Consider the following 20,946-nt stretch of genomic DNA (forward strand, 5'->3'; position numbering starts at 1 on the left):
TACCCGCGCTTCAATCACAGTAGATGCTCAAGGTCGCTTGACTGCGGCAAGTAGTGGTGCGGCGATTGGTTTAGCTTCGGCCGATGTAACTGGTACTTTACCAATTGCCAACGGTGGTACAGGTCAAACAACAGCAATTGCGGCATTCAATGGTTTATCTCCATTAACCACCAAAGGTGACATCATCGTAAATGACGGTACGAATGATATTCGCTTGCCTGTGGGAACTAACGGTCAGGTGTTATCAGCGAACTCGGCGCAAGCTTCGGGTTTACAATGGGTGACTCCGACGGCTGGAACGGTCACAAGTGTAACTGGCACGGCACCAATTTCAGTGGCGACGGGAACTTCGACTCCAGTAATTTCAATTGCGAACGGAACAGCGACGGGCCAAACTCTTCGTTGGGGTGGCGCTGCGTGGAGTGCAACAAAATTAACCTACACAGATCTAATCAATGCAACCTCCGCTAGTCCATGGCCTGCATCGTCTTGTACGTCGGGCCAAGCAATTACTTGGAGTTCAGCATCTGATTCATTTACTTGTTCGACAATTGCAATTACAGGATCGAACTTTTCTACACAGACTGCGAATTCAGTTTTCGCGGGTCCAACAACAGGTGCAGCAGCAGCGCCAAGTTTCAGAGCTTTAGTTGCTGCAGATCTTCCAGTGACTGGTACAGGTGGTGCTATCGTTAATGGCGGTAACACACTTGCTGCTGCGGCGACGGTTGGTACGAATGATGCGCAAAACTTAGTTCTTGAAACGAATAATAGTGCCCGTGTGACGATTCTTTCAACCGGCGAAGTCGGTATTGGTCAAACACCCGTAGCAAATTTCCAAGTGAACGGTGCGGCTATAATCGGTTCTGGTAACGGTACTTTTACTAACTGGAGCAACTTTATCTTTGGTTCTAGCAACACGATTACGAATACATCTGGTGGCAGTACCGGTTCAATGAATATCATCGGATCTGGCAATGACGCTACAACCAATCTAGCTTCATTCAGCTACTCCTTGGATATCTTTGGGCGCGACAATACTGTTACAAATGCTGGTAACGCTTTTGTGGCCGGTAGAAGCAATACTGTTACTGGCACGAACTCTGTGACAATCGGTAATTCCATCACGAACTCAGTAGCAAGCTCATTGCAAATTGGTATAAGTAATACTTCAAAGATGACTTTCCTAACTACGGGTTACGTCGGTATCAACACAACGGCGCCAAGTGAAGCTTTAGAAGTCAACGGAAACGTGAAAGCCACTGCCTACTTATATACTTCAGATGCAAGACTTAAAAAAGAAATCATCACTTTGCCAGACGCTTTAGAAAAAGTCTTAAAACTTCGCGGTGTAAACTTCGTTTGGAAAAATACCAATGAAAAAACTGTTGGTTTCATCGCTCAAGAAGTGGAAGCGGTTTACCCAGAGCTAGTAAAAACAGACGCTAAGTCTGGATACAAAGCCGTTCAGTACGGAAACATCACAGCGATTCTTATTGAAGCTTTAAAAGAAGAACACGCGCAAAGAATTCAAGCTCAAGATCAATTGCAACGCGGAATCGCTTCCGTTAGCGAGCAGTCTGAGGCACGATATAAAAAACTCGAGAAAGAGAACCAAGATCTGAAGGCTCGTCTAGAAAGACTAGAACAAGTTCTTCTGAATGGAAGATAAGTCGTGCGCTCGCTTACAAAAATCATCTTATTATTAACTATCAGTCTTACGGTGATGGGTATCAACACCGTAAGCACTGGATTCAAAGTCGACCATGGCACGACTAGAGCCATCTACGCCCACAACGTCTGTAAGAAGGTCGTTAATGCCCATGCGACCAGAGATTATTTTGTTCCCACTAAAACAGCGGCTGAGTGGACCGCGTTCAGGGGAGCAACTATCACAGGCGTTACTTTACAAAAATGCAGCTCCTGCTTAGATATTTTAAATAATAATGGATCCACCGGTGATGGCGTTTATTACGTTGATCCGACCGGCAGTTCTCCGTTCCCGGTTTATTGTGACATGACCACTGATGGTGGGGGATGGACAAGGGTTTTTAAACACAATATTGCTGGTGGTTATTTTGTGGATTCAGCGGATGCCGCCGTTAAAAACCCCACAGATCCGACCGCAAATCATCACTCTATTTTAAATCAGATCGATAACTTTAGAACTCCGACGAATCGTTATCATTTCCGTTTAACTTGGCCAGGCCAAACATTAAAAAATTTGTGGTGGCAAACATCGGATCCACGCGCGGATGTGGACGTTGCAGGATATACTACGGAATTCGTGCAAGGACATACTAATGCCTGGGGTGGGTTAGAGCTTTCACAAGGAACCCACGGGCCTGCATCAACTTCTGCCCACATTGACGGTTCTGTAAACCACGGGAATTGGTACTATGCGATTGGTTCATTCGCCGCGTGGGGAACAGCACCTGACGTAGGTCTTCCTGCCTCCGATGTACTAGGAAGTGGTAAAGGTGTGCCCGAAGTAAATCTATGGATGCGTGAAACTGACACTCATACAGTTTATAATTCTTGTAAAGCGATCTTAAATGCCGGTGCTTCAAAAGGTGATGGCCTTTATACGATTGATCCTGATGGTGCGGGGGCGGGCGCAGCTTTTGAAGCATATTGTGATATGACGACAAGTGGTGGTGGATGGACACTTGTAGCGTATTCAAACGGATCAACTACTGGTACAACTCCGAATGATTTCTTTGTAAATACTTATTCCCAAGCCACCATCGGTCGCCATTTATCGGGTACGGCCCAAGCTTCAATCAATCCAGAGTCTTTTTCTATAACGGTGAACACCACAGACGCTATGTTTATTTCACCATCCTATAATGGTGGCGCAGCTTACATCGATCTTGCCGGCGGTAACTGGAATTATAATAACACCAAGTGTACCGGGGTCCTTCGTCACACCAGTCGAACCGCAGGTTGTGCTGGCCAAAATGCTAATGACGGTTATAATGGTGCGGATGCATTCAACATCGCTGTGGAAGCGGGAATGGAAGGGATCGTTCCATCCTATAAGGCTACGGAAGTTTGCTACAGCGGTAAAGGTAACGCGTGTTCGTTCAAATTCTATTTAAGATAAAAAGTCTTTATTTTGCCGTTCGTTATGCTTAGCTAAATTAGCGTTTTCAATGGCAAGACCAATGTATTCAGTTAAATCTAAAGCGATGATAAGATCTGATTTCTGATAAAGATGATCAGGCCTGTGGGATGCAAAGATCACCGAGCCAATACTGCTGCCATGAATCTTAATTGGCAGCACCATTAAAGACTCAACCCCTAATTGTTTCAATTGAACTTTGTCTAATTTGATTGTCGACTCGTCCAAGTATTCCGGGGTGATTTTTGTTACAAGTTGGGGGGCTGACAATTGTTCTGGATCTGCAGTGATCGTTCTAAATAAGGCCGTCTTTTCTGGGAAGACGTGGGACTCGGCAACTCGGATTAAATTTCCTTCTTCAAAAATATCAATAGCACAAAAATCCGCCATGAAGGGGGTGGCAAGGTCGGCAACTGTTTTTAACATTTTTTTATAATCAAGCGACGAACACAGCTGATTGGCAGAATCGCTTAAAAAAGTTAAGCGCTTAGCGCCGGCTTCTGCTTCGCGCGTGCGGGATTCTAAATCCGATGCCATATCATCAAACGTGTGCGCCAAAGTTTCTAATTCGCCAAAGCCACTTTTTAATCCAGTGCGTGCCGTAAGGTCGCCCGCTTTTAAGCGTTTGGCTGCTTTTTGAATTTTTTTAATTTGATAAAGAAACAAAAAACCTGCGACCCAAGCAAAAAGAATTTCTATGAAGGTGACAAAGGCTTCTCGCGACATGCTTTTATTCAGCATCTCTTCAACTTGGGAATAAAACACAAAATTCGGAACACCCACGGTCAAATATATATTGCCAGCTTCAGGGGCTGTGCGCAGTTTTCTAAAAACAAACATGCGGTCTAGGCTATCGATCTTAGAACTTTCAATCACTGTCTCATCGCTGTTAGAACGGATGGCTTTAAGAATATTCTGATCCGCTATCACTTTACCGATGCGCAGATCTGAATCAGGAAAGCGAGCCAGGATGAAACCTTTATGGTCTAAAATCATCATCGTCGCCTGCGTAGGTAAAACTGCTGTATTGGCTAATTGTCCCAGCCAAGATAAATCCAAGGCCACATAGATAACGTATTTAACATTTTTATTTTCATCTAAAACTACATTGCTAAAATTCAAAGAGGGTTTTTTGGTGATACGGCCGATTTGAAATTCACCGATGGCAAAAGATTTTTTTTCAAGAGCTTTTGTGAAATACAAGCGATCAGCCAAGTTCGTTTTAGGGGGAACTTGCAAAGCGCTGCATAGGACATTTCCCTTTAAATCGATCACACCTAAATTGCCATAAAGGGGATGTTGCTTTTGGATCTTTTTTAAAAACGGAGTGCATACGTTAGGTTTGCCGCTTTGAATTTCTGGAACTTCGACAAGGACAGATAATAATTGCTGAACATTGGCGACAAGCCGTTCGTGATCATGGGCAGCAAGTTGGACCAAGCGAATCGCTTCTTTGTGCGCGTATTCTGAAGCTTCATTACGGGTGATTCTTGCGGTATACCAAAATTCGCCAAGGGTGGGCAGAACTTCAAAGATCATCACCAGCAGAACGCTCAGTGAAAGACTTTTAAGCGCCAGGGATCTAAAATTTTTCCAGCGTTGGGACTTTTTGGTGTTTTCCATTCTTGCCAGAAGTTCCTCTGGCTTTAATTTTCAGGGACTCTAAGACGGCTGGCAATGGCAGAATCACGCCTTGTCGATAGACACCGGGCCTATGGTTTTCGTTTCGCTTTTATTCGTTCTTTAGGTTTTATGAATAGATGAAGAATATAGAAAACTGTCAAAGTTAATCCCAAAGGAAAGTGAACTATTTTAGTTTTAAAAAAATTCTTCATCACCGATATACAAAATCCCTAGGCCCTTAAGGCCCACTATCGCTGGAACCCGTTTATGAGATTTGCCATAAACACACAATCCCAACCCATCGAAGACTCGTAAGCTTTATCCTCAATTTCTCTTTCCCAACTCCACTGATGCTGGCGGGTGGGGGCGGCGGAACCAAAGGCAGGACAGTATTTATCTAGTAATTCAAAAACTCTTTTTTCTTTACCGAAGGCTAAAAATCTAAAAAATGGATTTTCAGGTTCTCTGGCGCTTAGGACCTTCGCAGCAAGATCGATATTCACGTTTTTAGTTTTCTGATGAAGGTGGTTCAAAACTGCCACGGCGACCAGGTGTAAACGGAAGCCTCGTTCGTTAGTTAGGGACTGAATCAGAAGCCAAGATGGTTCATAGCCATAATCCGGAAAGTGATCCGTATTTACTCCTAACTGATTGCCAAGCCTTTTTAACCAATACCAATCATCGCCCATAAGCTGACAAGTGCCGTTGGTGTCTTTAAAGCAGCTACGGTGAAAAGTCAGTCGTGGGGTACCCGCCGCCGGAATATCTTTAGTGTTGGCTAAAAGGAAATTCACCCAACGATTATAAGAAGCAATATCCTTTGTTTTATGCAAATAGGCCATAGCCCCAGCAAACATGTCGCCGGAAAAGTCATTGGTCTGTTCGTTTGATCCAATCAGATGGGGACTGCGCCACCACTGACCTTTTTGATCTAAAGAGTCTGCGACCATCTTACAGCCTTCTTCTTCACCACTGAGGCATAATAGACCTGAAAACAGAGTCATATCGCCCGTCTCACAGTTTCCTTTACTTGGATAAGGAATTTGTTTGTGCTCACATAAAGGGGCGATGCTTTTCCAATGCTGAATGCGCTCGTTAGCGACGACATTGAAAGCGGGTGTGGCAGGCTCAAGCATGGCTAGGATGTTATTTAAACTTTCTGAAAATTTCTCTAGCGGCCATTTCATTTGTAAACACACGAAATTGGCACTTGAAACATTAATTGCGTTTGGAACCGAACAATCATCAAGAGAAAGGAAAGTGTAAGGTTCCAGTTCCTTTAATAAGTACATTCGCCCCATTTTTTCGACAAGATCACTGTCTTGGAAGATGGACTCGCCAATTTTTAAAAAGAAATTTTCGGCGGGAAGGGATGCAATTTTATCATTCAGTTTATTTTTGACCCAATCGCCTAAATTCAACGTTTGCCCAAGGGCTCCATTAACTTCGCAATCTTTAATAGGTTCGCGATCCAGAACTTCAATAATAGATCTTTTTATAAGATCCGGTTTCATGTGAATACGAACATAAGCGTTACAGCGAATGCGGGGCTCAAAGGGAACCTTTTTTGGGATGACGTGGAACCAGGTGTGCAAAAACAATGTCGAGTCTTGAGGATTATGATTTATCAATCTTACATAACCTTCACCCCATTTGATGTCAGGATGATTTTTTAAGGTCTTTAGTAGTTCCTGGGTTAAAAGATTTTCTAGCCAATCATTTCTAAGTGCCACCTTTACATTTTGTGGGTTCCAAGAAATATGCACTAAACCATCAAAGTTTAAGTAAGAATTAGCAGCAGAAAGGCGGTTGTATACTTTTTTAGAAAGCGGACTTAAATTTTCTGCCGAAGCCACAGACAAGAAAAGGAAAAAGAAAATAAAAATATATCTACGGAATTTCATGAAACCTCGCTTCGTTATTTTTTGAATAGATAAATTAAATTTTAGATTCAAGCTTTAAAAAAAATGTATTTTAACTGTCCGGCTGTCGGATCTGAGAAAAAGATTAAAGCTTGCTCGCTGAAGGGTTGAAATATTATTCATGGTTGCATCACGAAACGAAGCGAAAATTCAGCTGGTTGTGGACGATAATTTCATGGACTTTCTTTTACCGCTTTTAGAAAGCGCCAAGAAAAGCATCGATATTTTGCAATACTCTTTTGCGATCGGCAGTGCTGCGGGGAAATTAAATACTAATACAACGCCCTTTGCCATTGCAGAAAAGCTGGTGGCTTTAAAAGAACAAAAACCTCGCTTGCGCATTCGCCTTTATCTTGAAGGATTAAGGGAAACCTACGATCGCAACGTCATCACCGGAAGATATCTAGAAGATGCAGGTATCGAAATTGTTTATGGTGCGACCCACGCGAAGGGCTTTTGTGTTGATCAAAGCACGGTGCTTTTTGGTTCGACGAATTTAACTCACCAGTCCTTAGTGAAAAATGCTGAAACAAATTTGTTGATCAAAGATAAGTCCGTCGCGAAAGAATTTATGCGCTACTTTGAACATCTGTGGGAAGGTGGGGGTCACGGAGGAATTGATTTAAAAGAACCAATGCACGCAGATGGTGCTTTTAAGGACGTTCTTTTAGAAATGATCGGTTCTGCAAAAAGAACTTTGGAATTTTCGATATACTTTTTTGATCAAAAAGATATTCGCGATGCTTTCATTAAAGCCCATGAACGCGGGGTAAAAATCAAAGGTTTCGTTCATCACCATTCAGCTTTTGCCATGAGTTATGTGCGCAGAACCCAAAAGACCATTTACAAAATGAAGTCCGAAGGTATGCAGGATCTGCACTTTGCCCCTGGGACTCATTTCACCCATTCGAAATATTTGATTAAAGATAAAGCGGAAATCGCTTTGGGTACGGGCAACTGGTTGAATGAGGATGTGAATATCCATCCCCAACTTTATATACATCTTAAAAATGCAGAATTAGCTAAACAGCTTTCGCGCCATTTAAGTCGCCAAATAGAGGAGAGTCATGTTGAACCCATCAGAACTTCTAAAACAAAAATGCCATCCCACCGAAGCTGGGCTTAATGACAAAGCCCTTCCGGAGTTTTTAGCAGCCGTGCCTGGCTGGGATTTACAAGATGGAAAAATCCAGCGTAAGTTTTCATTTAAAAACTTTTATGAAACTATTGGCTTCGTAAATGCTGTGGCTTTTATTGCCAACCGCGAAGATCACCATCCGGATTTAGAAGTGGGCTATAACCGCTGTGTGGTAAAGTTTAATACCCATTCTGTTAATGGTGGAAAAGGTGGCATTTCAGAAAACGATTTTATTTGTGCCGCAAAAATAAATGCGCTTTCTAATTAATATTCGATGGAATAATGAACTTCGATAAAAACATCCATGATGGGTTTTACCGATAATAGTTTAAAAGGAGGTTTTGCCGTCCTTGGGAAAAGGGGAGCTCCTCCGTCTAAAGTCAGCGGAGCTAATTGCCAAATCACTTCATCTAAAAGACCTGCATCATAAAACTGACCAGCAAGTTCACCACCACCCACGACCCAGATGTTTTTTCCTGCAGCGAATTGTTGCATTTCTTTATGAACTGGTTTGACGTCACCTTTGGCGAAGCGAATATCAGCGCCGGGAATGGTTGGAAGGTTCCGAGTTGTAAAAACCCACGCCGGCATGTCATAGGGCCATGGCTGTCCTTTAGAGATTTGATGTTCTAATAACCATTCGTAGGTGGTTGACCCCATGCAAATAGCTCTCACATCTTTTATAAAAGTCGTGTAGGACTCTGGACCACTGCTTTCGCCACCTTTATCGAATTGAAACAACCAGTCTAAAGAATTTTTTTTATCAGCGATAAAACCGTTAATACTTGTGGCGCCGTAATAGATTGTTTTCATATTCATATACTAATGACTTGTCGCAGGAATTGAGCAAGTTTTTTTTAATTATAGGCAGTAAAGATAAGATAATATGTTAATTAAAGGTTTCCATCGCGGAGGAATTATGAAGATGAGATTTTTAATTGCAGCTGTTTTTTGTTCGCTGTTTACTTTTGCAGGTTTCGTTAGTGCCGCAGAAAAATTGCAAATCGTAGCTAACGAGAAAGTTTGCATGGTGACTAATATGGTTTTTCCGCGCACACAAATTCCTGTAAGCCATCAAGGCAAAACATATTACGGATGTTGTGAAAACTGCAAAAAGACTTTGTCGGAAGATGCATCTGCTCGAGTCAGTGTAGACCCGGTTTCAGGCAAATCTGTTGATAAAGCAAAAGCGGTCATCGCGGCCAAGGAAGATGGCACTGTGATCTACTTTGAAAGTAAAAAGACCTTTGAAAAGTTCGCAAAGCAAGGGAAGTAAATTACTTCCACGCTACATAGTTTCATAAAAGTTAATGCAACATAATCCTTGTTCGGTGCTAGCCTTTGTTGTGCTTTCATCGAACAGGAGAGTCCCATGGTGGCATACTTATTCCCCGGTCTAAATGCTCTTTTAAGAAGGACTGATCGCCACCGTTTCACCCACCTTCCGGAAGTTCAAAGTTATTTTTCAAGAGCTGAGAAAGTGATTTTAGAACGCTTCGGTCAGAAAATTTCTTTTACTGAATTCCTTGAGCTTCCCACGGAACAAGTTTACTCCCTGAAAAATATCAGCATCGCTGCCGTAGCCATATGCTGCATCCAAGTCGGTGTTGCGGAAAAGCTGCGCGAGAAAATGGGCGATCCACATTGGGTCATGGGGTGTTCTCTTGGAGATCTAGCCCGAGCGGTTTTTGTGGGCTGTTATACTTTTGAAGATTTAGTTTACAATCATCTTCGCTTTACTGGTCATATTGACGGTATAGATTCCATTGGAAGAAACATAGGGGTGCTAGCACCGCACTTAGCTCCGTTTGAATTTAACGATTATCAGTGGTTTGAAGATCAAGGGGTGGATGTTTCTATTCTGACTCCACGTTTTTTAAATATCAGTGGCAGATTTGACGACCTGGCGAAGGTTGAAAAGCGCGCTGAAGACAAGAACTGGAACATCATTAATATTTTAAATTATCCCGTTCATTCCCGTTATATCCTACCTTATGTATTAGCGGTGAAGAGTGAATTTAATTTAGTTGAAACAAAAGCGCCGCGGATTCCTATTTTTTCTAGTGTCAGCGCCCGCGCGATTTCTGAAACTGAAATTATAAAAGAAGAGTTTTTACTTTGTATAACTCAAGCCGTTCAGTGGTCCAAAGCCATTCAGTCTTTAGTACATGATAAAGGTATTTCAAAATTCGTGAATATCGGTCCTTGTCGTAGTCTGACAGGGCTCATGCGAGATATTCCCGTCGAAGTTGAAACTGTTGAGGCTTATCAGTTGTTATAAAACGGCTTTCTATCTTGGTTTTGCGTAAGACTGTGTCGTTCATAATTAAAACAATTTAAACAGGTTTGTCTTTCTCATTTCGTTCTCAATTTAATTTGCTCCTTCAACATGCGCGTTCCTAGGATGTCGTAGAAATAAAAATTAAACGGAGAGAAAAATGAAAAATCAGTCTTCATTTAGAAAAAAGCTGCTTTATTTTTCAGGTATTCTAATTTTAGGTCTTTCTGCAGCAGCTTTTACGATCGATTCCATCAACGAAAACAGTCATCAGCGTCTGTTTTCGCAAGGTCGCAAAATATTTCGTTATGACACTTTCGGCAGTGAAGAATTCTGGGGCGGAAAGTTACGCCTACATGATGCTATCAAGGGCGAAAAAAATGGTGGGGTTGGTCCCGGTGTCAGTCCTGCGACAGCTTTGGCAGTGGGGCTGAAGGTTGATGTTGAAGAATTGTCCCGCGCCACTTTAAATGCCATCAAAGCTGGAAAAGTAGATCTTAACGATCCTAATTCAACTCTTGTCTTATTAAAAGAAGATGCCGTGATTGGCGTAAAAGGTTTCTTCAGCAAAGAAGGAAATTTAACTTCTGTGGGAATTCAGTGCGCCCTTTGTCACTCGACCGTGGATAATTCTTTGACGACGGGTATTGGCAGAAGATTAGACGGATGGGCCAATCGCGATTTAAACGTGGGTGCGGTTATTAATCTTTCTCCTGATTTAACAGTAGTTAATGATCTACTTGGTGTCAGTGATGAAACCACTAGAAAAGTGGTCTTAGCCTGGGGGCCAGGAAAATTTGATGCGATTCTTTTCTTAGACGGAAAAGGTTTTCGACCCGATGGAAAGACAGCGGCCACTTTGTTGCCTCCCGCGTTTGGCTTGGCAGGCGTTAACCTACACACCTACACAGGCTGGGGATCGGTTACGTACTGGAATGCCTTTGTCGCGAATTTAGAAATGCACGGGCAGGGTACTTTCTTCGATCCAAGACTTGATGATGCCCAGAAATTCCCGGTGGCTGCGCGGGCAAGATTGGGACACACTAAAGCGGCAAAAGATCTCATTACCAGCAAGCTTGCGGCTCTTCATCACTATCAACTTTCTTTACCTGCACCAAAGCCGTCTAAACAAACCTATGACGAAATTGCTGCGGCACGGGGACAGAAACTATTTAATGAAAAAGCAAAGTGCGCGACTTGCCATGTGCCACCTCTTTACACCGAACCAGGATGGAATATGCATACGGCCGAAGCTATCGGTATTGATGACTTCCAAGCCAAACGTTCACCTGACGAACGTTATAGAACGACACCTTTAAAAGGACTATGGAGTCATCAAAAAGGAGGCTTTTATCACGATGGTCGTTTTGCTGATCTTAAAGCGGTAGTGGATCACTATAATGGACATCTAAAACTCGGACTGTCTTCGGCAGAGTCGGAAGATATAGTTCAGTTTTTAAAATCTCTTTAATTATTTCTTTGCGGCGCTACTGACCATCAGCATATTCTTTATCCAGAACTTCAAGGATGGAGAGCGTATGAAGGTGGTCGGTTTTATTTTTGCCTTGGGCCTAGTGATATCAACAGGATGTGGTCTAAAGGTTGTGAACCCTAATGACAAAAATCCGAATGAGGGAGCCTTGGCTTTGGATCTTAGCGAAGGAAAAGTGAGCCTAGTTGCTACCTATACCTGCAAGCTTGAATCCATGGGAAATCGCTTTTCTGCCATGGGAAAAACAGAAGCTGAGGCCCGTGATGCGGTCTTAGATAAGTGCCGCAGTCGAACTTTGGTTTCGATCTGCGAGCCTGAAAAAACCAAGTGTGTGAAGAACTAATTTTTCTTTAAAAAGGTGGATTTTTTCGTCCGCTTTCCAAGATTCAAATCCCAATAACTTGGATTTCAGTGGTCGATAAGACTTTAAATCCAATATAGTGGTTTTAAATTGAGCACCGGTACTGCATTAGCTCTAAGCCATGCAAAACCTAAAAAATAGAATTCACAAGTACTTTAAAAAATCCTCAGCCAAGAAATCCCATCCGATCACCCGATTATTTGTCGCTACATCATTCTTATGGGTGGCTGGCCAGATGTTTTCCTTCGATAATCGTGTTGATACAGTTTCCGCTAACATCCTTGCTTCGCGAATTGCTGATACCTGGAAAGACCTTAAAGCAAAAAATCTGATCAGTGGAAGCATCCTCATCCAACAGGGTTCACAGGTTCTTTATTCAGATGGATCCCTAACAAAGCATTATCCGATTGCCAGTATTTCAAAGTCTTTTGTTGGCATGATGTACTATGAACAAGCCAAACGGAAAAATCTAAGTTTGCAAACGCCAGTATGCCATTGGCTAAAAAATTTCTGTGTTGGGAAACTTCAACAGATCACATTACAACACCTTTTAGATCATAAAGGTGGCTTCGGTCGTGACTTAGGTATTTTAAGTTTCTTAAAGCGAACTTTTAACGATGACTGGCAACTTCAAGACATCGACACATTAGTTCTTGCTGACACTGATTTATTAAGATCGCCAGGTGAAACGTTCGATTATTCAAACTTTGGTTTTTTAGTTCTTTCAAGAATTCTTGAAATTCATAGCGGAAGAAGGTTTTCTGAGCTAGTGGCAGAACTAGCGAGTAAAACAAATATGACTTCAACATCGGCGATTTCAAAGCAAGATAGTTTTCCGGTGAAGGGTTTAATTCCCTACATGGATATATCAGGTAATATGGATTCAAAAAGATCTTTGCATATCCTTGCTGGCACTGGAGGAATCCAATCAACGGCCTATGATCTAATAAAGTGGTTAGAGTACGCTCAAGAAAGTGGAATCATCGAAAAGCTTGATAAGTCCAAGCTGTTTTATACCCACGGGTGGGTCAAGACTGAATCTCAGTCCTATAAAGGATACTGGCATAATGGCTCGACTCCAGGCTTCTATTCTTTAGTCGCTCATGTGCCGCAATCAGATCTTAAAGTTGTCATCCTTATGGATAGCTATAAATTTATTAAACAATGGGCAGAAAAGACGGAAGTGTTTGAACAATACTTTTACTAACAGCTTTAGGGACTTTTATTCAGATTATCTTTAATCAAAGGATATTGACTAAGATTTCCGGTAAGCTGTTTTTTTAAAGCAGCTTCAATCTTCGGAAGATCGCTGCGATAGGATTTTTTCAAGGACACATAAACAGGTATTTCCAAAACTGGTTTCATGTGCATGACGATATTCTTTTGTGCGTCGGGAATGGCCTCTACGGAAGACATTCCAACCTCTTTTAAAGCAATACAGTAGTCAGCAGTTTTATCTAGTACCATTTGAATGCATTGGTAAGGGGAGTGTGCTTCGCTAAATTTTAACTTTTGTTTTTTTGCGAACTGAACCACCCGTCGATTATTGTGTAAGATAACGCCGCGATAAAGATTCAGCTTACTGTCATCGACGGGATTTCTTCGGGTGTAGAAAATATGGGCTTGGGTTGTGGCCACTGGGAAACTTGTTGAGATGACATTTTCTCTGCCAGATCCTTCTGCCATATCGTCGTAGGCGATGGAGTCAACTTCCCCGGAAACTAGCATTTCAAAAGATGACTTAATGGCCACTGGCTTTGGCACTAAGGTGTATCCCGCTTCTTTGAAAGCCGTTTTGTATAACAGTGCATATTCAAGCAAAGCCTTATTGCGATCAAATTTATAAGGATAACCCATAGTGATCTCAGGCTGCGCCTGACTGACAAATGGAAATAAGAGAAAGAGCATCACTAAGGTTTTCATTTGCTTAGAATAATAAACAACAACTTCGGCAGCAAATTACAGACGGTTAAACCGAAAATACTTTAAAAAAAATTAGATCACAGTCTAGCGTAATATTTAAATTTCTCTGGTTTTCTGATGGGGAAATCAAACAGGAGCGACACAAGTTGCAAACAGACGGACTGCTGCTACTAAAGGCGTCGCACCTTCGACTAAGAATTATTTATTCGTGCGCGGATCATCTGCAGGATTGACGTAAGTAATTCCCCAAGGGCCGACGCCGTTTAACTGAACAACAGCCTCTTTTTCACTTTTTGCAAAGTGCTGAGTGCCCACCTTCATCACCGCAAAACTACCCGCAGGAAGATTCATTGGCTTTGCTTTCGCATCTGCTCCTAATCCCATTAATAGAGTTCCAGAAATAACAGTTACAACTTCATCTTTTGGATGAGTATGCGGAGGAATTAAATAATTAGCTGGAAATTTAATTCTCATCGCAAATGGACCCTCTTTAGACGGGTCACCGTAAATCACAGCTGTCTTGGCACCCTTGGGTAGGGATGTTGGAGCATCCATCCATTTTACTTCTTCTGACTTCATCATGATGTGGTCCGCAGAGTCTGCGGCGAGTGATGGTTGCGGAACTAGAGATAGTGCTAATAATAATTGAATCATGGCTTAACTCCTTTTGTGTGAAGATATGCAAAAGAAGTCAGGACCTTAAATAAAAATGTGTTAGAGTGTTAAACTACTTTTTATCTTTAAGTGCGGCAAATTCTTCTTTTAAAAGATCGTTGCGGATTGAAAGGCTTTCACCCATTCTTTCTGCAATCATCTTCCAAAGCTTTGCTTGATCTGGCTTTAAGTGGGTTGCAAGAGTTTCGCCAAAAATCTCTAGCCAGCGGGTTAGCAGCTCGCGATTAAATCCTGCATAGAAGTGTTTTGCTACGGGGTTGTAATCGTTAAAAAGATATATCCTTCCCCCAAAACGAGCCCACCAAAAGTGGGTAAGTCTTTCGATATGCTCGGGCCAATCGTGAACAGATTGAAAGGGCACCTTTAAAGCGGGGTCATTTTGAATTCGCGTATAAAAATCATCAACCACGTCAAAGATATCTTTATGTGAAAAAGAAATGCCGTTAACAATAATTGCTTCGTCGTCTTGCGGTTTTCCTTGGGTCATGAACTATTCTCCGGATAAGTAATCTTACCAGCCCTGACCCGCGCAAAGGAAGTCAGTTTATGGGGACGATGCGACGTCTTCGTGAATATTTCTTCAGAGGAAATTTTTTTAACTATAAGGGCGTCAGAGATCAGGGAACGGTGACATCTCCATGGCACCGCTTCAGAACACATGATAACTAACCTTTTGCGCTTGGATTTATTGATCAGTCTTACAAGATTTTTCTGAAATTCTTCAGTTTGCATATAGTCGGCATAGCCGCGAAACGAAGTGTTTCTCCAGGCTTTGTTTTTTGAATCTTTTTTTGGATGACGAAGTCCTCCCAGTCCTTTCATCTGTACGTACTCGATGCCAGCCTTTTCTAGGGATCTTGATATTTTCGTTTCGCCAAATTGCGGGTTATGACGAGATTTCGGAATAGTGCGAACGTCGATAAGAAGTTTTAACTTATAGGCTTGAAGCATTTCGATAAATTCTTTTATCGAGCGATTGGAATGGCCCACAGTAAAGATGCGCACAGGTTTTTGAGTTTTCATAAACTTGAAGTTCCCATGGGTGGACGCTTTAAAAAACTAGAGGTGCAGAAGTACATTACGAGTGAAGAATCAATGTTCCGCCATCTTCTGCGGAATCAAGCTTCTCTCTCTTAAATGTCTGTCACACTACATTCCTTTGTTGTGCGAACGAATTTCCTCGGTATAAATCGCGTCCTTCACTAAAAAAACAAAAAGGGAGAAATTTATGAAACTTAATTTATCAAAAAAAGCAGCGATGCTTTCATTAGCTAGCTTACTTGCAGCAGCTCCTGCGCCAGCGGTTGTGTGTTTAGCTCCGCATCCAGTGTGTGGTGTAGTGATCATCGGTGGTTTGGTTGTATCTATCATTGCTGCGCGCGATGCTGCAAAAAAAGGTAATAACCTTGATCCTATCGCCGTCGAGCAAAACCAAGCAAAACTTCGCACAATCTCTAAAAAACTTGAAGGTACAAATTACGCTTTAAGAATGAAAGAGCATGCAAATTACTCTCAAGGCTATAGCGCAGTTGTTAGTCGCTACCAAAAAGGCAAAATCTATGGTCGCTTAAGTCTAACCAGCCTGATGAAGTTCAGTCCACAATTATTTGCCGATTTAGATAAAATGGAAGAAATGTTGGCTTATGAGTACGGTAAAGAAGTAACCACTCAAGTATACGGAACGAAGTACAACACAGATGGTTCTATTAACTGGAAACGTTATAGCCTTTTAGCGCAAGATTCTTTAGCTATTTATTCTAATTCCTGGAAAGACTAATTCATTATTAAAGATGCGGTGAGAGCCGCATCTTTATTTTTATAGTATCAAGAGATGTACTTAGTAATCTCTTTCAGTTCTGATAAGTCCACGTGATTGCCATCCAGGCAATGTTCTATATGATCGTGGATGTAGGTCGCCTTAGCCGCGATAATTGCATTAGAAACAGCGTGCAGCTGCCTTGCCACATCTACGCATTCTTGTCCGTCTTCAAGCATTTGAATAACCTTCTCAAGGTGCCCTTTGGCCCTTTTCAGTCTTTTTGATACTTCGTCATGACTTGTGTGTTGATTTTTATGGCTCATAGATTTATACGTATCCCCTCCCTGGGGATAGGATGTCAATTAGTATGAATGGTTTTTTTAACGTAGAGAAAAGATTGCTTCTTGGAAGATTGTTAACTCGTTCCGGCGATCAGGCCTGGGATTTTGTGATTCCTTTTGCCTTGTTGCATGTCTTTCCGGGGCGCCTTCAGATTGCGGCCTTCTATTATCTCATTGTTAAAATCGGAACTTTCTTTTTAACGACCTCTGCCGGCAAGTGGATAGATGCGAACCAAAGAATTCGAGTCGTCAGTGCAGGGGTTTGGCTGCAGTTTATTGCCGTTCTAGGTGGGATCTTTAGTTTTTACTATTTAGATAAAATCGTCCATCAGGGACTTGGCTTTTCGGATGCTCAAGTATTGTCAGTGTTTGCCGTTCTAAGCTTATTTGGAATTCTTGCTTCTATCGGTTCGGTTATTACAGATATCTCCGTGGGGAACGATCTAGCTCCGTCACTAGTTCCTATTGATCGTCTGACATGGTTTAATAGCTGGTTACGCAGAATTGATCTGGGCACTGAAGTGGGGGCACCCATCATTGCTGGGCTTATTTATTCTTTAGAATCAGCCTCGGTTCATTTATTAGGGTTAGCCCTGATTGCGCTTTGGAATCTGGCATCGTTTGTTCCAGAGTTTCTGCTTTTAAGAAACGTCGTTAATAGTTCTAAAGTTTTAAAAGAAGTAAAAAGCAGCACCGAAAGTTGGAAAGACCTTGTTCAAGTTGATTTGAAAAAAGCAGTGAGCAATCCCATCTTTTTCTTAATCTTCAGTTATGCTCTTTTATGGCTGTCGGTCTTAAGTCCCCACGGAGTTTTATTAGCGGGTTACCTAAAAGATCAAATATCCTTACCAGAATCAGAGATTGGTTTGTTTCGTGGTTTGGGCGCCTTGTTTGGACTTATCTCAACCTTTAGCTTTCCGTTTTTAGTGAATAAGTGGGGATTAATAAAAAGCTCTAAGGCCCATCTGGCTTTTCAGGGCGGGATGTTAGCAGTTGGGATTTTGGCATTCAGCTTTGATGATAGATTTGCCGTTTATGTGTTTTTAATCTGCATTCTTTTTTCAAGAATCGGGCTTTACGGATTTTCAAATGGCGAGTTTGAATTGCGCCAACGACTTATCCCCGAAGCTAAGCGGGGGGAGCTTAATTCCTTAAGTTATTTAATGACGACGTTAGCAACTTTGGTGCTGTTCGTATTAGGAAGTCTTTTGCCTAACACCGAGGATTTTAAATACCTGGTGTATGGATCCTTTGTTGCTGTGCTGTTGGCTAATTTTGTATTCTTCAGATGGTCGAAGCACCACAGACAAAATTAGGGAACATACCAGCATGGCGGCGGCAAATTTCTTCCGACCATGCCTGAAATAAATGTATCCAGTCGGCATTGAGGTGTGGGGTAGTCTGTCAGGGTTTCAGTAACTTTGGGGGCACCTAACTTTTCAATACTTGGGGCAGAGTGGTTTTTCGATGTTTTTGCACTTAGCTGAGCGATAAATAATGAGGCCTCAGTGGAGCGTATACAAAATGTTTCATTTAATCTTGAAGATTGAAGTGAGCAAAATCTGGTTGTTGAAGCGGATGCAGGTCGGCTTACCTGCGGTAAGAATTTAAAAATCTTAGGAAAACACTGTTTCATAGCCCAGAAGTCAGCCATTCCTTCAGCAGAGGCCCAGCGCTCGCCCGACATGCTAGGAAGATAAGGGGCTCCCGCAAAATGATGTCCTAGTTCATGGCAAAGCACCAAAGCCAGATCATCCGTCGTAATTCCTTCGATGTGGTTAAGACCTGCCATAACCATGACGGCCTTATCGCCAAAAAACTGAATGGCCTGTGCATTCACTTCTTCAGAATCCGCAGAATAAATAAACTGCACGTCAGAAAACTGAGTTTCAAAGATGGCTAGGACTTCGCGGATTTTTTGATCATCGCTACTGCTGGAAGCAAAAGCGCAGTTACACCCAAGAAGTACTAAGGAAAAACTAAATAGCAGAAGTGTTCTGATTAAACTCATAAGGACTATGAATTTAGTCCCTACGCAAAGAAACTGCTAACGCTTATTGATAGCGTATAACACTTTCAAGAGGCTGGCTGATTGTTCAACACGAGCCTCTTTCTATAAAGCTTTTAATGCATTTCTAGGAACTGATAAGTCTGATGAGGCACGATTTCGTGAATATGACCGTCAATAGAGGTCTTAACCGGCGCTTCTTGAGTACCATTGATTTGGTATAACAAGCCATCAAATGTCAAAGCCATGACCTTATTACCAACCTTATGAACGCGCTTGTACCTTTGATCTAATTTGACTGATGAAGGACGTAACGTCGGTCGGCCCCCTGGGCAGCCAAATTCATAGATAGTCCCAGTCGAAGTCATTACGTAATGCACATCCGCAGTTCTTGTGTAACCGTTAATATACAAGATTCCAACAGCGGTCACGCCATTGAAACTTAAGTCCGTTGCCGCTGCTGAACGGGGATCACATGCCAAGTTCACTTTATCGGTATAGATTTTTCCTACCCATTGAGCGGCGATATGCAAATCAACTAAACGGCTTCGTTCAGCTGCAGATTTAGAATTGTACTCTACCACAGCATCACCCGCAGATTGCGCGATTTCGCCCGCGTTTTTAGTGAATAGGTAGCGAGCCGTTTGCGCCTTATCATCCGGGAATAGAATCATGTGCTGACCACGCAGAACAAGGTGACCTAAAGCAGGTGTTTGGCCTTGAGCTTCCATGCGGAAAGCATTTTGCACATCCATTAAGAATAGATCGCGGGATTCAGCCATTAAAAGAAGATTGTCTTGGTGATTCACTCGCGCCGGAACTTCAAATGTTTCTTCAGCGTAAGTAGCAGCTGTCGCCATAGAATAAGCGCGCAAAGCCGGGTGAAGATCCGTCGCATATTTTGCAAGTTGTGCGTAGGTTTCAACCGTTACCGCGTAAGAACCGCCGTCAGAAATTCTATTATCACAAGCGCCAGCTAGATTTTTTCTAGCTCCACTTCGGCAAGTGATGTGTGGAAAGCCGTCGATGTGACGGGCTTCATGCATAAATACGCTGGCACGATCAATCGCCGAAAAACTATCTGTTAACATCATCGGGCACACGTACATAGTGTTGCCCCAGCCGTAAACAAAGGCACCAACGCCTTTAGGGCAGCTTGCTTGAACATCCATCTCATCAATGCGGCCGATAAAATATTGATACCAGCTTTGCGCAAAACGGCCAGAGAATAGCTCATCTTGGCTTGGTTTCATGTCAGCTGCAAAAGCTGTCTTACGCATGTACATCACTGTCGCGATTAAATTCGCGGTTTGCGATCCATCGTAACAGTATTCTTTCGTCGCTAGATTTTTAAACTGAGAAAAGTGAGAAGCAATTTCTGCCATCTCTTTTTGTGAAACACACTCTGCTGCGAAGGCAGAAGAACCCATGCCCGCAAGAATGAAACTTATAGCCGATAAAAGTATTTTCATAAAACCCCCTCGTTTTTAAAAATACGTCGCGGACGATCCTATTACAAAGGGGCAAGCTGGCACCAAAAAAGTGCCTTTGCGGGGCGCATTAATTCATTATTTTAGCTCTCTGATTCTGCGCTTTGCATAATCCTGTAATGCAATGTTTTCAATGCGCGGAATTCTGTCGTTTAACTGGTTTTTAAAGCGGGGATCTTGGCGGGCTTTTTCAATTAATGCATCGATGGCCATGCGACGAAGACTGTGTTCTTGGGCTGATAAAGTCTCATCGGTCGAGTGAACTTGAGCGTCCCCAGTGATCTGAAGTGGAGCTTCCATCACGAAAAATAAAGTCTCAGCAGTTTTGTTCGGTGCAATCGTAAGAAGATAAGTTGCAAGGATTCTTTGTTTTGCGGGCCCTGACATGTCGACACTTTGTTTTCCTAGAAACCTAATTTCGTCAGCTTGCATATTGTAAACGCGCTCGCGCAGTTCTAGTTCTTTGACTTTAGGGTTGCTCGCAGATTTTTCTACGTTTTCAGCTTCACTAGAAAACCATTGCTTAAATTCTGCAGTGGTTTTCGAGTCGTCACTGATCGCAGTGGCAGCAGGAGCTTTCATTTGATCAGTAGTTGCAGGATTTTCTGCAGTGACTATCGCAGCGGAATATGTTCCCGGAGTATTATCTTGTACTTCATTTTTCTTTGATAAAAAGAAAACGAAAAAACCAACAACGATAAGAAGACTAAGTAGAAGAGCTTTTTTTCCCATGGGCCCATCTGAATCTAATTTTCAGTTGGGAGCAACCTGCTATTACTAATTGGCCAGGAGCAATAAAACCCCAGAAGGGC

The 20,946-nt window shown here is 42.4% G+C and carries 21 protein-coding genes and 1 pseudogene; 11 read left to right on the forward strand and 11 right to left on the reverse strand.

All coding sequences use genetic code 11. The annotated features are described in order from the left end of the window. Position 1: 1 nt before the first annotated feature. Together MNR06_RS00010 and MNR06_RS00015 are read left to right on the forward strand one after the other, a co-directional pair. Positions 2-1,672 (forward strand): annotated as a pseudogene (locus MNR06_RS00010) (tail fiber domain-containing protein); the annotation flags it as partial. Between the two features lie 3 nt (positions 1,673-1,675). After that, positions 1,676-3,106, forward strand: coding sequence for a fibrinogen-like YCDxxxxGGGW domain-containing protein (locus tag MNR06_RS00015; RefSeq protein WP_243537773.1), 1,431 nt, complete (start codon positions 1,676-1,678; stop codon positions 3,104-3,106). Here the strand turns inward: MNR06_RS00015 and MNR06_RS00020 are convergent. Together MNR06_RS00020 and MNR06_RS00025 are read right to left on the reverse strand one after the other, a co-directional pair. Continuing rightward, complete coding sequence (locus MNR06_RS00020) at positions 3,098-4,747, reverse strand: HAMP domain-containing protein (protein WP_243537774.1); 1,650 nt, start codon at positions 4,745-4,747, stop codon at positions 3,098-3,100. The two genes, MNR06_RS00015 and MNR06_RS00020, sit on opposite strands and share 9 nt — an antisense overlap. 248 nt (positions 4,748-4,995) lie before the next feature. Further along, a complete protein-coding gene (locus tag MNR06_RS00025) occupies positions 4,996-6,651 on the reverse strand; it encodes a hypothetical protein (protein WP_243537775.1) in 1,656 nt (551 codons plus the stop codon). Between the two features lie 139 nt (positions 6,652-6,790). Here MNR06_RS00025 and MNR06_RS00030 point away from each other — a divergent pair, with 139 nt between their 5' ends. Further along, positions 6,791-7,795, forward strand: a complete 1,005-nt coding sequence (locus MNR06_RS00030) for a phospholipase D-like domain-containing protein (RefSeq protein ID WP_243537776.1) — start codon at positions 6,791-6,793, stop codon at positions 7,793-7,795. Further along, positions 7,737-8,075, forward strand: a complete 339-nt coding sequence (locus MNR06_RS00035; protein WP_243537777.1) for a 4a-hydroxytetrahydrobiopterin dehydratase — start codon at positions 7,737-7,739, stop codon at positions 8,073-8,075. The genes MNR06_RS00030 and MNR06_RS00035 overlap by 59 nt, the downstream gene beginning before the upstream one ends. Here MNR06_RS00035 and MNR06_RS00040 read toward each other — a convergent pair. Continuing rightward, the gene (locus MNR06_RS00040; protein WP_243537778.1) at positions 8,072-8,620 is read right to left on the reverse strand and encodes a dihydrofolate reductase family protein; all 549 of its coding nucleotides are present in this window, start codon (positions 8,618-8,620) and stop codon (positions 8,072-8,074) included. The genes MNR06_RS00035 and MNR06_RS00040 overlap by 4 nt on opposite strands. A 106-nt stretch (positions 8,621-8,726) precedes the next feature. On the opposite strand from MNR06_RS00040, the gene MNR06_RS00045 reads away from it, so the two are divergent. The 5 genes from MNR06_RS00045 to MNR06_RS00065 all read left to right on the forward strand — a co-directional run bounded on the left by MNR06_RS00045 (position 8,727) and on the right by MNR06_RS00065 (position 13,145). Beyond that, positions 8,727-9,083 (forward strand): TRASH domain-containing protein, encoded by a 357-nt coding sequence (locus MNR06_RS00045; protein ID WP_243537779.1) that lies wholly within the window; start codon positions 8,727-8,729, stop codon positions 9,081-9,083. Positions 9,084-9,179: 96 nt separating this feature from the next. Then, positions 9,180-10,088, forward strand: coding sequence for an acyltransferase domain-containing protein (locus MNR06_RS00050; protein WP_243537780.1), 909 nt, complete (start codon positions 9,180-9,182; stop codon positions 10,086-10,088). Positions 10,089-10,245: 157 nt separating this feature from the next. Continuing rightward, a complete protein-coding gene (locus MNR06_RS00055) occupies positions 10,246-11,556 on the forward strand; it encodes a hypothetical protein (protein WP_243537781.1) in 1,311 nt (436 codons plus the stop codon). Between the two features lie 67 nt (positions 11,557-11,623). Continuing rightward, complete coding sequence (locus MNR06_RS00060; protein WP_243537782.1) at positions 11,624-11,920, forward strand: hypothetical protein; 297 nt, start codon at positions 11,624-11,626, stop codon at positions 11,918-11,920. A gap of 139 nt (positions 11,921-12,059) precedes the next feature. Continuing rightward, the gene (locus MNR06_RS00065) at positions 12,060-13,145 is read left to right on the forward strand and encodes a serine hydrolase domain-containing protein (RefSeq protein WP_243537783.1); all 1,086 of its coding nucleotides are present in this window, start codon (positions 12,060-12,062) and stop codon (positions 13,143-13,145) included. A 5-nt stretch (positions 13,146-13,150) separates the two neighbouring features. Here MNR06_RS00065 and MNR06_RS00070 read toward each other — a convergent pair whose 3' ends face one another. From MNR06_RS00070 to MNR06_RS00085, 4 genes are all read right to left on the reverse strand, one after another. After that, a complete protein-coding gene (locus tag MNR06_RS00070; RefSeq protein ID WP_243537784.1) occupies positions 13,151-13,846 on the reverse strand; it encodes a hypothetical protein in 696 nt (231 codons plus the stop codon). Positions 13,847-14,059: 213 nt separating this feature from the next. Next, positions 14,060-14,515, reverse strand: coding sequence for a cupin domain-containing protein (locus MNR06_RS00075; protein ID WP_243537785.1), 456 nt, complete (start codon positions 14,513-14,515; stop codon positions 14,060-14,062). Between the two features lie 73 nt (positions 14,516-14,588). Beyond that, the gene (locus MNR06_RS00080) at positions 14,589-15,023 is read right to left on the reverse strand and encodes a group III truncated hemoglobin (protein WP_243537786.1); all 435 of its coding nucleotides are present in this window, start codon (positions 15,021-15,023) and stop codon (positions 14,589-14,591) included. Further along, positions 15,020-15,559 (reverse strand): DUF488 domain-containing protein, encoded by a 540-nt coding sequence (locus tag MNR06_RS00085; RefSeq protein ID WP_243537787.1) that lies wholly within the window; start codon positions 15,557-15,559, stop codon positions 15,020-15,022. Before MNR06_RS00085 ends, MNR06_RS00080 begins: the two co-directional genes overlap by 4 nt. A gap of 205 nt (positions 15,560-15,764) precedes the next feature. Between MNR06_RS00085 and MNR06_RS00090 the strand changes: the two genes are divergently transcribed. Continuing rightward, positions 15,765-16,313 carry a hypothetical protein gene (locus tag MNR06_RS00090; RefSeq protein WP_243537788.1) on the forward strand — a complete coding sequence of 183 codons (549 nt, stop codon included), beginning with the start codon at positions 15,765-15,767 and terminating at the stop codon, positions 16,311-16,313. A gap of 47 nt (positions 16,314-16,360) precedes the next feature. Here MNR06_RS00090 and MNR06_RS00095 read toward each other — a convergent pair whose 3' ends face one another. Then, positions 16,361-16,618 (reverse strand): metal-sensing transcriptional repressor, encoded by a 258-nt coding sequence (locus MNR06_RS00095; RefSeq protein ID WP_243537790.1) that lies wholly within the window; start codon positions 16,616-16,618, stop codon positions 16,361-16,363. 44 nt (positions 16,619-16,662) lie between these two features. On the opposite strand from MNR06_RS00095, the gene MNR06_RS00100 reads away from it, so the two are divergent. Then, positions 16,663-17,952, forward strand: a complete 1,290-nt coding sequence (locus MNR06_RS00100) for an MFS transporter (RefSeq protein ID WP_243537791.1) — start codon at positions 16,663-16,665, stop codon at positions 17,950-17,952. Here the strand turns inward: MNR06_RS00100 and MNR06_RS00105 are convergent. From MNR06_RS00105 to MNR06_RS00115, 3 genes are all read right to left on the reverse strand, one after another. Beyond that, positions 17,949-18,647, reverse strand: coding sequence for a M48 family metalloprotease (locus MNR06_RS00105; RefSeq protein WP_243537792.1), 699 nt, complete (start codon positions 18,645-18,647; stop codon positions 17,949-17,951). The two genes, MNR06_RS00100 and MNR06_RS00105, sit on opposite strands and share 4 nt — an antisense overlap. A 113-nt stretch (positions 18,648-18,760) precedes the next feature. Continuing rightward, on the reverse strand, positions 18,761-20,116 hold the full coding sequence (locus MNR06_RS00110; RefSeq protein WP_243537793.1) for a hypothetical protein: 1,356 nt from the start codon (positions 20,114-20,116) through the stop codon (positions 18,761-18,763). Positions 20,117-20,212: 96 nt separating this feature from the next. Further along, complete coding sequence (locus tag MNR06_RS00115) at positions 20,213-20,866, reverse strand: hypothetical protein (protein ID WP_243537794.1); 654 nt, start codon at positions 20,864-20,866, stop codon at positions 20,213-20,215. Between the last annotated feature and the right edge of the window lie 80 nt (positions 20,867-20,946).

This window comes from Bdellovibrio reynosensis (assembly GCF_022814725.1).
GTDB classification, from domain to species: domain Bacteria; phylum Bdellovibrionota; class Bdellovibrionia; order Bdellovibrionales; family Bdellovibrionaceae; genus Bdellovibrio; species Bdellovibrio reynosensis.